Origin of the sequence: Myxococcus sp. AM009 (assembly GCF_013372605.1) — a bacterium.
GTDB lineage: Bacteria > Myxococcota > Myxococcia > Myxococcales > Myxococcaceae > Myxococcus > Myxococcus vastator.
Window position 1 is genome coordinate 20,235 of record NZ_JABXEP010000017.1, and the last position, 13,580, is coordinate 33,814.

Consider the following 13,580-nt stretch of genomic DNA (forward strand, 5'->3'; position numbering starts at 1 on the left):
TTCAGGAATGAAACCCAAGGCCCGGAAGCCCAGCCGCCTAGCGAGCCTTCCGCTTCGAGGCCTTCTTCGCCGCCGGCTTCGCCACCCGAGCCGCGCGCGTGGCCGGACGGGCCTTGGCGCCCTTGTCCGCCTTCGGCGCCTTCGCCGCGGGCTTGGACTCCTCGGCGCGGCGGGCCTTGGCGCCGCCCTTCTCCGCCTTCTCCGCCTTCTCACCCTTCGCCGGCAGCGGGTTGGCCTTCATCTTCTTGCCGGTGATGATCTTCAGCTCCTCGGTGGTCATGTAGCCGAGGTCCAGCAGCGACTGGAAGATCTTCGCCGCGCCGTCCTCCACCGACTCCACGTCGGAGTGGATGGTGACCTCCGGCGAGTTGGGCGGCTCGTACGGCTCGGTGATGCCGATGAAGTTGGGGATCTCCCCGTTGAGCGCCTTCTTGTAGCGGCCCGTGCTGTCGCGCTCGATGAGCTTCTCGGTCGGGCAGTCGACGTAGACCTCCACGTAGCGGCCAATGGTCCGGCGGTTCTCCTCGCGGCCCGGCTTGTAGGGGCTGACGCAGGGGACCAGCGCCGCCACGCCGTTGCGCGTCAGCAGGCTCGCCACGAAGCCCAGCCGCTTCACGACGGTCGTCCGGTCCTCCTTGCCATCCCCCAGCCCCGCCCAGAGCGCCTCGCCGAGTTCACCCTCGTCGAGGATCTCGACGTTGCGGCCCACCTGCCGCAAGCGCGCGGCGATGTAGGCGGCGGTGGTGCTCTTCCCGGTACCGGACATGCCGGTCAGCCAGAGGGTGAAACCAGTGTTGGAGGCCATATGGGTCGTCTACTCCCTGCGTCCGGAGCACTTCTTGCAAGCTCGTAGGGACGCCGCAGATCCAGAAGATGGACGCGGTTATAGACGAAAACCCGGCCACTTGACAATTCGCGCCCACCTTTCCGCAGGTGGGGGTGACGGGCATTCAAGTGCCTGCTCAGACAAGGCTTTTTCGATTCTGCAATGAACTTTTCAGGGCGTCCGTGACACGAAGTTTCCCGCACGCCACTCATACTCCGACACGTAGTGAACACAGCCGCGGTGTATGGATCCGATGAGATAGGAAACATCGGGGAGCAACGGACACCCGTCCGGAGCCGCCCGCAGCAGGTCCTCCTGGGAGAAGGTCGCCGGTGCATCCACATGCGAGTGGAACACGCACACCACTCGCTCTGACCGTGCATCCGCTTCGATGCAGACGGCCAGCCACTCCTCGGGCGCGAAGGCGTACGCCATCCGCGGGTTCCCGGCGGCGTTACGCAAGGGACGGATGCGCAGGGCCCCTGTCCCTTCCGCGCGGAGGATCACCCCACAGCCTTCGAGGGGATACGCGGCCTCCAGGTGCCGGCCGAGCTCGGTGAGGATGTGCCCGGGCCAGCGACTCACGGCGCGCCAGGCGCCTCACGGCCCACGCAGCGTGAGCACCTGCGCAGCGCCAGTTCCTCCACGGTGCCGGGCGCCACCAGCCACCGGCCTCCCAACGCGGGCCCCAGGCCCAGCCGCAGCCGCTGGAACACGAGCGCCCCCAGCGCCCCCACGGCCACGCCCAGCGCGCCATCCGGGGGCGAGCCCAGGTGCCGCACCGTCTCACCGAAGCACCAGAGGCACCCCTCCGCGCTTCGGAAGACGACGGCGGCCCGCATGCCATCACCGCCCAGGGCCACCCAGGGCGCTTCGCCACTCCACGCCGCGGGCAGCTCCGCCACCAGTCCGCCCCCCTGCCCCACCGAGGCCGCGTCCGGGTTCAGCGCGGGCACCTCGCGGGCCAGCGCCTCCGTCACGGGCAGGCCCACGTCGGAAGGCCCCATCAGGAAGCCCGGCGCCCAGGGCCCCAGCGTCAGCGAGCCCGCGCCCGTCACCGGCGTGCCACCTCCCGCCAGGTACGCCGCCGCCGTCAGCCCCGACGCGCCAATGCCATCCAACCGCGCCGAGCCCGCGAGCAGCGACGCCTGGCCACGCCCGCCCACCTCGCGCAGGAGGATCTGCCGGGAGTAGCGCAGGATCTGCTCTTCACGCAGCGCCACGGCCTTCAGCCTCCCGCCATGGCGGGGATGAGGATGATGCGGTCAGCGTCCTTCACCGGCGTGTCCAGCCCGCTCAGCGCGCGGATGTCCTCGTCGTTGAGGAACACATTCACGTAGCGCCGCACCGCGCCGCGCTCGTCAAACACCCGGCCGCCAATGCCCGGGTGGCGCGCGTCCAGGTTGTTCAGCACCTCGCGCACGGTGGCGCCGGGGGCGACGACTTCCGCCTGGTTGCCGGTGAAACCCCGCATGGGGGTGGGAATACGAAGGGTCGCCATGGCTCACTCACCTGCCCTGTTTGCGGAGCACCAGCCGGTGCGTCCCGTCCGGGAGCGCGTCCAGGGACACGACCTCGTGGCCCTCGTCGCGCGCGTTGCGAGGCACGTTCTTCAGCGGCTCGGTGCCCCGAAGCAGCACCTCCAGCAACGTGCCCGACTCCAGTGATTCCAACTTCAGCTTCGTCCGCACGTAGGTCATCGGACAGACCTCGCGGGTGATGTCCAGCGTCGCCGTCATGTCGCGCACGCCTCCGGAGACTCCGGGTACGCCGGGATGGCCGTGACGCGGCAGCCCTCGCAGTCCGGTGCCCGCGTCACGCGCGTCCTCCGCCCCAGCAGCGACACCGCATCCAGCACATGCAGCGTGGCCTCGCCCTGCCCACCCCGCGCGGCGCCCGACAGCAGCTCCAGCGCCAGCAGGGCCTGCACCGCGCCCACCAGCCCCGCCAGCGAGCCGAGCACCCCCGCCTGGGCACACGTGGGCACGGCGTCCGGCGGAGGCGGCGCTTCATAGAGGCAGCGCAGGCACGGCCCACCCGGGTCCACGCGCATCGCCTGTCCCTGCATGCGCAGCACCCCGCCATAGACGAGCGGCACGCCCGTCAGCACCGCCACGTCCGACAGGAAGAACTTGGTGGCCACGCCATCCGTGGCGTCGATGACGGCGTCGTGCGCACGGAAGAGCCCCTCCGCGTTGGTAGCGTCCACGCGCTCGGTCATGGCCTCCGTGCTCAGGCCAGGGAAGGCCCGCGCCAGGCCCGCCGTCGCGGACTCCGCCTTGTTCCGGCCCACGTCCTCGCCCCGGTGCCAGAGCTGGCGCGGCAGGTTCGTCACGTCCACGCGGTCCGGATCCGCCAGCGTCAGGTGCCCGACACCGGCCTGGGCCAGCGCCAGTGACGCCGGACACCCGAGCCCGCCAGCCCCCACCAGCAGGACGCGCGCGCGCTCCAGCCGGGACGCATGGGGAACTCGGGGATGGTGGTCTGTACCGTGGCCATGCATCGGATGACTGCTCCACGCGGTCGGAAACGAATATGGTGTGACCGCCTGCGTACCACCCTGCAGAAGGACGCAGGTGCCTCTCCACCGTCCCGCGTCCGCGCGGCCCCCACCTGCCAGGACATATGAAAAACCTGACCGGCGTGCTCGTCTTTTCCGCTGTCCTCCTCCTGGCGCCTGCCTGCACCCGCAAGACGGGCGAGGCCCCGGGGCCCTCCGACGCCTCCGCCGCGACGGACGAAGCCGCGCGCACCGGCGCCAGCAAGGGGGCCCTGGGAGCGGAGGACGCAGGCACGGGCGGAACGGCGCGCGCGGCCCGGGAGGCCTGCGTGGACGCGTGGCTCCAGAAGCAGGGGCTGGACGCCTACGGCAACCCGCAGGGCACCATGTACGCGGGAGGCACGCCGCTCTTCGACGAGCGGACGGGCGAGCGGACGGACCGGCTGGAGTTCATTTTCAAGAGCAAGCCCGAGGCGCGCCAGGCGTGCGCGGGTGACGCCTCCGCGGAGTAACGCGGTGCTTCCGCCGGGCGCGGGGCCTGCTCCCTCGCCCTCCAGAAGGCGGGGCGGGCCACCTCTGGGATTCCCGCCCCCCCGGTTGCTCCCGTAGAGTGCCGGACGAATGGATTCCCAACTCGCATTGAGCGAGGAGACGCCTGCCAACGACCTGCGCGCCCGGGTGCGCAAGGTCCTGGAGCGCCGCAAGCTGACGGACAGCGTGTCGGCCGAGCAGGCGACCGCCTCGTGGGAGCAGGACCGCTTCGTGGCCCGGGCCCGCGCGCTCTTCTACGCGCGGATGATGTTCCTCACGCTGGGCCTGCTCATCCTCGCGGTGCCGGCCTGGAGCGGCTACTTCGGCCTCACCGGGCCCTTCGCCTTCGTGGGCTACTTCGCGATGCTGCTCTACAGCGTCGCCAACCTCCTGGTCATCGACCACCCGAAGGCCGGCCGCTGGGTGACGTACATCACCCTCTGCCTGGACGTGGCCATCAGCGTGGTGCTCATCGTCAAGCCGCACGTCGGCGGCGGACTCCAGAGCCCGCTGCTGGCCACGCAGCTGCTCTTCACCACGCTCTTCGCCATCCTCTACCCCAAGCCGCTGGCGATCCTCCCGCCGCTGCTGGCGCTGCCCATCACCACCCGGCTGGACCTGCTCCTCAACCGCTCCGTGACGGCGGTGGAGCTGCTGACGCTGCTCTGGTACCTGGCGCTCAACTTCATCATCGTCTACGTGCTCGTGTACCTGAACGAGCGCGAGGCCGCCGCGCACCGCGAGGTCGTGTCGCTCCAGGGAGACCTCAAGGAGCTGGCCGTGGTGGAGGAGCGCAACCGGCTGGCGCGGGAGATCCACGACGGCCTGGGCGCGTCCCTGTCGTCGATGATCATCCAATCCGAGTACATCCTGAACCTGGCGCGCGAGGAGGGCCTGCGCGAGGAGATCCGCGAGCTGAAGCTCACCGCGGAGGAGTCCATCGAGGAGCTGCGGCGCAGCCTGCGGATGATGCGCGAGGACTTCGAGCTGGCGCAGGGCCTGGAGGACTACGCGAAGACGTTCCGCGAGCGCACCGGCCTGGACATCCGCTTCGAGCGCACCGGCCTGCAGCGCAAGCTGAACCCGGACGCGCAGTTGGCGCTGTTCCGCATCCTCCAGGAGTCGCTGTCCAACGCGGTGAAGCACGCGGAGGCCAAGGGCGTCCAGGTGCGGCTCGACTTCAGCGAGGACCGCGTCAACCTCGTCGTGCGCGACGACGGCAAGGGCTTTGACCCATCCCGGACGCCGCGCGGCCACTACGGCCTGTTGAACATGCGTGAGCGCGCCATGAAGCTCGGTGGCCAGCTCATCGTGGACTCGTCACCCGGCGCTGGCGCCCAGGTGGCATTCTCCCTCCCCTGTCGTCCGTCATGACCGGAGCTCCCGTGGACGCCCCGCAGCCTCCCGATTCGCCGCCCATCCGCGTCTTCGTGGTCGAGGATCAGACGAAGATCCTCAAGAACCAGCTCCGCCTCTTCGAAAGCCACCCGGAGATGGACATCATCGGCACCGCGCTCTCCGGTGAAGCCGCGCTGGAGGAGGTGCCCAGGCTGATGCCGGACGTGCTGCTGCTGGACCTGGGCCTGCCCCGCATGAGCGGCATCGACGTGACGCGCGAGGTGAAGGCGCGCTTCCCGCAGATTGAAATCCTCATCTTCACCATCTTCGACGAGGAGGACAAAGTGCTGGAGGCCGTGAAGGCGGGCGCCTCCGGCTACCTGCTCAAGGGCGCCCCGGTGGACAAGATCATCGAGGCCATCAAGGAGGTCCGCGCGGGCGGCACCGTCATCCAGCCCAACCTGGCCCGCCGGCTGCTCCGTCACTTCCGCGTGGAGCCCGACGCCAGCCCCGTCCCCTCGCCGCCCTCCACGCCGGCGCCGTCCGCCTACGACGCGGCCCAGGAGCCGCTGCTCAAGCCGCTGTCGGACCGCGAGCGCGAAATCCTCCAGCTCATCGCCAAGGGCGTGTCCAACAGCGAGGCGGCGCGCCTGCTCGACCTCAGCAAGGCCACCATCCGCACGCACCTGGAGCACATCTACCGGAAGCTGGAGGTCACCAACCGCGTGGAGGCCGTCACCGAGGGCATCCGCAAGGGCCTCATCTCCGTCTGAGCCGGCACACCCACGCTCAGCGCCTCGTGGAGACCGCCGCGCCCGGACGCTCCGCGGCGGCGGCCTCCATGACCAGGTCCGCGTACCGGTTGACCGGGTCGCCCGGCAGCGTGCCGTCCCGATAGTAGAAGGTGTAGCCGTCCCAGGCGTCCGGCCGGGCGTCGTTGGCGAACATCCACAGCGCCCCCGCGCCCACGCCTTCCTTCCGCATGCACTCCAGCCAGCCGCGATAGAGCGCGCGCCGCTGTGACACGTCGAACGCGCCTTCGTTGCGCAGCCCCAGCTCGCCCACGAACAAGGGCTTGCCCAGGCTCCGGGCGATGGCGGCGTGCTCACGAATCCACCGGGCGCCGGCCTCGGCTGTGTCGATGCCACCCAGGCCCCAAGACTCCGGATAGAAGTGCACTGACGCGAAGTCGATGTACGGGGACGCCGTGTTGCGCGTGAAGCTGGCCCCCGGCGTGCGGAGCACCGGCGAGCCGGACCGGGACCAGAAGCCGGCGTCGTACCCCTCGGGAGACGGCTCGAAGCCCTCCTCCCCCGTGCCCACCAGGTGACCGGGCGCGTGCGTTTTCACCTCCCGCGCCACGTCATCAATCCACGCGCGCAGCCGCGCCCCTTCCTTGTCCAGTCCCCGCCCTCGCGGCTCGTTGAGCAGCTCCCAGGCCAGGACAGCCGGGTGGTCGCCATAGCGGATGCCGTCCACCGTGTTCACCCGGTTGAGCAGCCGCGCCACGTGCGCCTTGAAGTGCGCCACCACCGCCGGGTCGGTGAAGAAGCGCGCGTCCCCCTCCACGGGCCGGGGGAGCCCCGCCCACTCCACATACCGGCGCGCCCCTCCATACGCATCCCAGTAGTTCCCCAGCGTCAGCACCAGGCGGACGCCATGGAAGCGGGCGCGGGCGAGCACCCAGTCCAGGCCGACCAGGGCCACCTCGTCGTACTCCAGCGGCGCCACCTGGATGGCGGTGTCCCCCACCTTCGACAGCGCGTCGTTGTGTCCGTTGGTGCGCAGCGCCCGCACGCCCAGCGCGGCGGCCTTGGCCAGCACCTCTTCCAGCACCGGGGACTCGGTCGCCCCCCGCCGCGCGTCCCGGGTGGCCTCTTCCTGCAGGAAGTAGGCATTGAGGACCATGGCGCCGGACGGCAGCCGGTCCAGGTGCTGCGCCGGGCCGCCCGAGCAGCTCGCGGCCACCGCCTCCAGCATGACCGGGTCCCCCTCTCCGCAGGCCCCCAGCAGGAAGGCGACGGCCGCGGTGGCGGTGGAGGTCCGGGGAGGGAGGGGCATGCCTGCATGGTAACGACGCCACGCGCTCCACGCATCGGTCCCGAGGACTGGGTTAGGTTCGCCACCATGGAGCTCAGACTGGAAGGCGTGTCGAAGACGTACCCCAACGGCACCCGTGCGCTGCAGGGTGTCAACCTCACCATTCCGCGCGGAATGTTCGGGCTGCTCGGGCCCAACGGCGCCGGCAAGTCCACGCTGATGCGCAGCATCGCCACGCTGCAGGACGTGGATGCGGGCACCATGAGCTTCGACGGCATCGACCTGCGCCGGGACAAGGACCGGCTGCGGGAGGTGCTGGGCTACCTGCCGCAGGACTTCGGCGTGTATCCCAAGGTGACGGCCTGGGACATGCTGGACCACCTGGCGCAGCTCAAGGGCCTGGCCCAGCGCGGACCGCGCCATGACACGGTGAAGGCGCTCCTGCAGAAGACGAACCTCTGGGAGCACCGCGACCGGCGGCTCGGTGGCTTCTCCGGCGGCATGAAGCAGCGCTTCGGCATCGCCCAGGCGCTGCTCGGCAACCCCAGGCTGCTCATCGTGGACGAGCCCACCGCCGGGCTCGACCCCGCCGAGCGCTTCCGCTTCCACAACCTGCTGGCGGAGATCAGCACCGACGTGGTGGTGCTGCTGTCCACGCACATCGTCTCCGACGTGGCGGACCTCTGTCAGAACATGGCCATCCTCGCCCAGGGGAACGTCGTGGCCAGCGGCCACCCGCTGAAGCTGGTGGAGGCCCTGCGCCAGCGCGTGTGGAAGCGCTTCGTCACCCACCAGGAGGAGCTGGACGCGCTCATGAAGGACCTGGAGGTCATCGCCGTGCGGCGCGTGGCCGGACAGCGCCTGGTCCACGTCTACGCGGAGGCTCCGCCGGAGGGCTTCGAGCCGGCCGCCCCCGACCTGGAGGACGTCTACTTCCACGCGCTATCCCGGGCGTCCAAGCAGTCCTGAGGGCCCGCCATGTTCACCGCCCTCCTGACCTTCGAATTGCGGCGCCGGATGAAGATGATCTCCACCTGGGTCTACGCCCTGGTGCTGGCCGCCGCCGCCGCGCTGATGACGCTGGCGATTGGCGCCGTGTTCAAGGGCTTCTCCGTGGCGTCGGGCCCGGAGCTGGTCCGCGTCAACAGCCCCCACACGATCTTCAACTTCACCACCAGCCTGGCCTACTTCGGCCTCTTCATGGTGGCCGCCGTCTTCGGCCAGGCCGCCTACCAGGACTTCGGCCACAACACCTGGATGCTCATCTTCACGAAGAACGTGAAGAAGGGCCCGTACCTGCTCGGCCGGTTCCTGGGCGCGTACCTCTTCAGCGCGGCGCTGATGCTGGCCATCATCCCCGGGTTGCTGGTGGGCGCCGCGGGCGTGTGGCTGGTGGACTCCGAGCGGCTCACCTCGTTCCAGCTCACCTCGTACCTCTGGCCCTACGTCATCGGCGTGTGGCCCACGCTCTTCTTCGCTGGCGCCGTCTTCTTCTCGCTGGCCGCGCTGACGCGGCGCATGGCCCCCGTGTACGTGGGCGTCGTGGTGCTGGTGATGGGGTACCTGGTGCTCAGCGCCGCCATGTCCGACGTGCAGCACCAGGACCTGGCGTCCCTGCTGGACCCGTTCGGCTTCCTCACCTTCGAGAACGCGACCCGCTACTGGACCGCGGCCGAGCGCAACCGGGACCGCATCCCCTTCACCGGGCTGCTGCTCGCCAACCGGCTGCTGTGGAGCGCGGTGGGCGCCGCGATATTGGGGCTGGCCGTCCTGCGCTTCCGCACCACCGTGGAGGAGCAGCGGGGACGCGGCGCGCTCAAGGAGGCGGACGCCTCCGCCCCGGTCACCCTCCCCGCCACCGGGGCGGCGCCCACGACGGGCAGCTGGCTGCGCACGGCCGTCGCCACGTCCTGGCTGGCCTACCGCGACATCCTCCGCTCCCCGGTGTTCTGGTCCTTCGTCGTGGCGGGGCTCGCCATGGGCACCATGGGCATCGCCCTCTCGAAGCAGATGTTCGGCACCGCCACCTGGCCGGTGACGTGGCAGGTGCTGGAGACGGCCACGCGCACCTTCCAGCCCTTCCTGCTCATCACCATCACCTTCTATGCGGGTGAGCTGGTGTGGAAGGAGCGCGACGCGGGGCTGGCCGACATCGTGGACGCCACGCGCGTGCCGTCCTGGGTCACCTATGGCGCGAAGCTGGGGGCGCTGCTGCTGGTGGCCTTCTCCCTCAAGGTCGTGGCGCTGCTGTCCGCGCTGCTCTCCCAGGTGCTCCGCGGCTACTTCGACGTCGAGTGGAACCTCTACGCCACGCAGCTCTTCCTGCTGGACTTCCCGCATGACGCGCTGTTGTGCGTGCTGGCCTTCTTCGCGCAGGTGCTCATCCACCAGAAGTACCTGGCGTACCTGGTGATGGTGCTCTACTTCGTCCTCCAGGCCGCGCTGGGCCTGATGGGCGTGGAAGACGCCCTGGTCCGCTACGGCTCCGAGCCCACGCTCCGCTACTCCGACCTGAACCGCTTCGGCGGCAGCATCCCCGCGCTCGTGTGGCACCGCGTCTACTGGTACGGGCTGGCGGCGCTGCTCGTGGCGGCGGGTTACCTGCTCACCGTCCGGGGCCGGGAGGCGCGCTGGAAGCAGCGCTGGGCGGCGGCCAAGGCGCGGCGCACGGGCGCGTGGACCGTGGCCGCGGCGCTGTCGCTCTGCGTCTTCGTCGGGGCGGGCGCGTTCATCTACTACAACACCCACGTCCTCAACCCGTACGTCACTCGGAAGGACCGGGAGCGGCAGCAGGCCCGCTACGAAAAGGACTACGCGTCCTTCGCCGCCCTGCCCCACCCGCGCATCACCGCCGCGCAGGTCACCTTCCACATCCACCCGGAAGCGCTGCGCCTGGAGGCGCTGGGCAGCTACCGCATCCGCAACAAGACGGACGTGCCCATCTCCAAGGTGATGCTCACCCTGCCGGACGACGCCCGGGTGCGCGGCCTGTCCCTGGCCGGCGTGACGAAGCCCGCGGTGCATGACGCCGAGCTCGGCATCTTCGTCTACGAGCTCCCCACGCCGCTGGCGCCCGGCGCCGACTCCGCCATCGTGTTCGACCTGGAGTTCGGCACGAAGGGCTTCAAGCACGGCGGGGCGCGCACGGACATCGTGGGCAACGGCACCTTCTTCAACAACATGAACCTGCCGGTGCTGGGCTACCAGAAGGACGCGGAGCTGGAGGACGACCGGGACCGCAAGGACTACGACTTGCCGCCTCGCGAGCGCCTGCCGGACCGCGACGACCCGAAGGCGAAGCAGGACAACTACATCCGTCAGGACTCGGACTTCATCGCCTTCGAGGCCACGGTGAGCACGGCGAAGGACCAGCTTGCCATTGCCCCGGGTTACCTGGAGAAGGAGTGGACCGAGGGCGACCGCCGCTTCTTCCGCTACCGGATGGACAAGCCCATCCTCAACTTCTTCTCCGTCCTGTCCGCGCGCTACGAGGTGATGCGCGACACGTGGCGCGACGTGAAGCTGGAGATCTACCACCACCCCACGCACACCTTCGCGCTGGACCGGATGATGCGCGGCATGAAGGACACGCTGGCGTACTGCAGCGAGAACTTCGGACCGTATCAGCACCGGCAGGCCCGCATCCTGGAGTTCCCCCGCTACGCGAGCTTCGCCCAGGCCTTCCCCAATACGATTCCGTATTCGGAGGCGCTGGGCTTCATCGCCCGCGTGGAGGACGGACGCGCCGACGACGTGGACTACCCGTACTACGTCACCGCGCATGAGATCGCCCACCAGTGGTGGGCGCACCAGGTGGTGGGCGCGCGCGCGCAGGGCGCCACGATGACGTCGGAGACGATGTCGCAGTACGCCGCGCTGATGGTGATGAAGCACCGCTTCGGGCCGAAGAAGATGAAGCGCTTCCTCAAGTTCGAGCTGGACCGCTACCTCGCTGGCCGCGCGTTCGAGTCGAAGAAGGAGGTGCCGCTGGCCCGGGTGGAACAGCAGGCGTACATCCACTACCAGAAGGGCAGCCTCGTCATGTACGCGCTGCAGGACTTCATCGGAGAGGAGCGGGTGAACCGCGCCCTGCGCCGCTATGTGGAGAAGGTCCGCTTCCAGGGCCCGCCGTACACCGGCTCCACGGAGCTGCTGGGCTTCCTCCGGGAAGAGACGCCGCCGGAGTACCAGTACCTCATCGAGGACCTGTTCGAGACCATCACCCTCTACGACAACCGCGCCGTCTCCGCGCGGGCGCGGCAGAATGACCAGGGCACCTGGGATGTCACCCTCAAGGTGCTGGCGAAGAAGTTCCGCGCCGACGAGCAGGGGGAACAGACGGAGGTGGACTTCAACGACTGGATGGACGTGGGCGCGCTCGACGAGCGCGGCGAGGCCATCTTCCTGGAGAAGCGCCGGGTGACGAAGGGCGAATCGGAGCTCACCTTCACCGTCCCCGTGAAGCCCGTCCAGGTGGGCATTGATCCGCTCAACGTGCTCATCGACCGTACGTCCACCGACAACGTGACGGAGCCCACCGTAGTGTCCGCGGTGGCGCTGGGGGGCCCGTCCTCACCCTGACGGGTCAGCTCCAGCGGATGCGCAGGTCGAAGCCGTCGGGCGGCTCGTAGCGCTCCACGTTCACCTGGGGCTCGGTGGCGCCGGCCTGCCGCAGCGCACCTTCACAGGTGCCCGCGGCGGCCTCCGCCGGGAAGGGGTAGCTCCGGAAGCGGACGCGCCAGTCCGCCGGGCCCAGTGACTCCACCTGGATGTCCACCGGGGAGAAGACGGAGCTGAAGCTCAGCGACACGCGCTTCATGGCGCGCTCGGGCCCGGCCACCTTGAGGGCCATGCCCACCACCTTGCCCACCAGGGTGTCGAAGTAGCTGCGCACCAGCTCCCGCCCCAGCGTCCGGTAGGCCGCCTTGCGGTCCAGGCCCGCGTAGCGGTGACGCACCGCCGCCTCCTGACACCCCGCGAACACGGCCGCGGGATAGGTGGCCCGGGGCTTGTCCATGTCGAAGCCCGCGGCCAGGAACTCCGCCTGGAGCTTCGCGTCGGGCCGGGCCAGGCGGACCAGGGATTCAAACAACGTTGATTGAACAGTGACTTCGGATGGCATCGGTGGCGCGGCACCCTAGGGGAGTCAAGGGGCTCGGGGAAGCGGAGGCACTGGCGGTGTTTGACTCGCCAACGTCCGGGCTCAGTCGCCGCGGAGGCCGCCGTGGTCCGGAAGCTGGAGCCGGACGTACTCCCGAGGCGTCAGCCCGGTGAACTGACGGAAGTCGCGGTTGAAGTGCGCCTGGTCGTAGTAGCCGTGCGCCAGCGCCAGCTCGGCCCAGGTGCCCGTCACGCCGCCCGCCTTCAGCCGCTGGATGACCTGGTCGAAGCGAAGCAGCCGGGCCAGCAGCTTGGGCGGCATCCCCAACTCCTCGTTGAAGCGGGTGATGAGGTGCTTCTGGCTGTAGCCCAGCTCGCCGGCCAGCCCGCCAATCTCCACCCCACCCCCGCTCGCGACCAGCCGCTCCCAGGCCCAAGGGACACATGCCGCGATGGCGCGCGCTTCGTGGATGCGCTTCAGCAGGAACTGGTCGAGCAACGCGAAGCGGGCCGCCCAGCCTGGCGACTCCTGGAGCTGCTCCGCCAGCAGCGAGGCCTGGGCGCCCAGGACGTCGCGCAGCCCCACCACCCGCCGCGCCAGGACGCGCAGGGGCATCCCGAAGAACAGCCGCGCCCCCATGGGCGTGAAATTGACCTGGAGGCCGCGCATCGCGCCCGGCGTCTCAGTGAGTGAGAATGAGTCATCCAACCCGGCGACGAAGCCATCCGTGTGGCGCGCGGCGACACAGGCGTCTCGCGGGTCGAGAATCCGGAGCCACGGCCCGAAGTCGATGATGAGCACCACCTGCGGAGACGGCAGCTCGCGGCGGCGCATGGGGACCGGCGTCCGCTCGTCGTAGCCCCAATAGGACCCCGCCACCATCCCACGGAGCCGGGCGTCCGGCGCGCCCTCCACCATCTCCCAGCGGCCGAATTCCGATTCATGCCGGAAGACGCGAACCGAAGAAGGGGCAAGGGACACGACGAAGCCTCACAGGTGTCAGACAGGGCTGAGAGGATGTCCCTGGGCGCCAATGCCAGAGGGGGAGCCCCACACGACATCCGTATCAAGAATGGGGTGAAGAAACCCGGCGTCGACCGTTTTCTCACGGATCTGAAACGTCGTGTCTCAGAGGGCACGCGGCTGTGACACAAACTGTAACCCATTCATACACAATCACTCTCAAGAGTTGAGAATATAACCTTGACTTTACGGGTAATCCGTTACTGGTGTAGGTTTTGAAC

At 69.4% G+C, this 13,580-nt stretch carries 14 protein-coding genes; 5 read left to right on the forward strand and 9 right to left on the reverse strand.

Going from position 1 to position 13,580, the window contains the following annotated elements:
• Positions 1-37: 37 nt before the first annotated feature.
• From cysC to HV824_RS06760, 6 genes are all read right to left on the reverse strand, one after another.
• Positions 38-805, reverse strand: coding sequence for an adenylyl-sulfate kinase (cysC, locus tag HV824_RS06735; protein WP_176422912.1), 768 nt, complete (start codon positions 803-805; stop codon positions 38-40).
• A gap of 192 nt (positions 806-997) precedes the next feature.
• Positions 998-1,411 (reverse strand): M67 family metallopeptidase, encoded by a 414-nt coding sequence (locus HV824_RS06740; RefSeq protein ID WP_176416191.1) that lies wholly within the window; start codon positions 1,409-1,411, stop codon positions 998-1,000.
• The gene (locus HV824_RS06745; protein WP_176416190.1) at positions 1,408-2,049 is read right to left on the reverse strand and encodes a ThiF family adenylyltransferase; all 642 of its coding nucleotides are present in this window, start codon (positions 2,047-2,049) and stop codon (positions 1,408-1,410) included. The genes HV824_RS06740 and HV824_RS06745 overlap by 4 nt, the downstream gene beginning before the upstream one ends.
• Positions 2,050-2,054: 5 nt before the next feature.
• Complete coding sequence (locus HV824_RS06750) at positions 2,055-2,327, reverse strand: ubiquitin-like small modifier protein 1 (RefSeq protein ID WP_176416189.1); 273 nt, start codon at positions 2,325-2,327, stop codon at positions 2,055-2,057.
• A gap of 7 nt (positions 2,328-2,334) precedes the next feature.
• The gene (locus HV824_RS06755; protein WP_176416188.1) at positions 2,335-2,574 is read right to left on the reverse strand and encodes a sulfurtransferase TusA family protein; all 240 of its coding nucleotides are present in this window, start codon (positions 2,572-2,574) and stop codon (positions 2,335-2,337) included.
• Entirely contained in the window at positions 2,562-3,329 is a 768-nt protein-coding gene (locus tag HV824_RS06760; RefSeq protein ID WP_176416187.1) for a HesA/MoeB/ThiF family protein, read from the reverse strand. Before HV824_RS06760 ends, HV824_RS06755 begins: the two co-directional genes overlap by 13 nt.
• A gap of 122 nt (positions 3,330-3,451) precedes the next feature.
• On the opposite strand from HV824_RS06760, the gene HV824_RS06765 reads away from it, so the two are divergent.
• The 3 genes from HV824_RS06765 (at position 3,452) to HV824_RS06775 (ending at position 5,968) form a co-directional block, all read left to right on the forward strand.
• Entirely contained in the window at positions 3,452-3,838 is a 387-nt protein-coding gene (locus tag HV824_RS06765) for a hypothetical protein (RefSeq protein ID WP_176422913.1), read from the forward strand.
• A 109-nt stretch (positions 3,839-3,947) separates the two neighbouring features.
• A complete protein-coding gene (locus HV824_RS06770) occupies positions 3,948-5,231 on the forward strand; it encodes a sensor histidine kinase (RefSeq protein WP_176416185.1) in 1,284 nt (427 codons plus the stop codon).
• The gene (locus HV824_RS06775; protein WP_176416184.1) at positions 5,228-5,968 is read left to right on the forward strand and encodes a response regulator transcription factor; all 741 of its coding nucleotides are present in this window, start codon (positions 5,228-5,230) and stop codon (positions 5,966-5,968) included. Before HV824_RS06770 ends, HV824_RS06775 begins: the two co-directional genes overlap by 4 nt.
• Before the next feature lie 16 nt (positions 5,969-5,984).
• Here HV824_RS06775 and HV824_RS06780 read toward each other — a convergent pair whose 3' ends face one another.
• Positions 5,985-7,256 (reverse strand): cellulase family glycosylhydrolase, encoded by a 1,272-nt coding sequence (locus HV824_RS06780; RefSeq protein ID WP_176416183.1) that lies wholly within the window; start codon positions 7,254-7,256, stop codon positions 5,985-5,987.
• A 66-nt stretch (positions 7,257-7,322) separates the two neighbouring features.
• On the opposite strand from HV824_RS06780, the gene HV824_RS06785 reads away from it, so the two are divergent.
• Positions 7,323-8,204: an ABC transporter ATP-binding protein gene (locus tag HV824_RS06785; RefSeq protein WP_176416182.1), complete on the forward strand. Its 882-nt coding sequence runs from the start codon at positions 7,323-7,325 to the stop codon at positions 8,202-8,204.
• A 9-nt stretch (positions 8,205-8,213) separates the two neighbouring features.
• On the forward strand, positions 8,214-11,816 hold the full coding sequence (locus HV824_RS06790) for a M1 family aminopeptidase (protein WP_176416181.1): 3,603 nt from the start codon (positions 8,214-8,216) through the stop codon (positions 11,814-11,816).
• A 4-nt stretch (positions 11,817-11,820) separates the two neighbouring features.
• On the opposite strand, the gene HV824_RS06795 is transcribed toward HV824_RS06790, so the two are convergent.
• Together HV824_RS06795 and HV824_RS38040 are read right to left on the reverse strand one after the other, a co-directional pair.
• Positions 11,821-12,357 (reverse strand): DUF2378 family protein, encoded by a 537-nt coding sequence (locus HV824_RS06795; protein ID WP_176422914.1) that lies wholly within the window; start codon positions 12,355-12,357, stop codon positions 11,821-11,823.
• A gap of 81 nt (positions 12,358-12,438) precedes the next feature.
• Positions 12,439-13,317, reverse strand: a complete 879-nt coding sequence (locus HV824_RS38040; RefSeq protein ID WP_368738027.1) for a helix-turn-helix domain-containing protein — start codon at positions 13,315-13,317, stop codon at positions 12,439-12,441.
• Between the last annotated feature and the right edge of the window lie 263 nt (positions 13,318-13,580).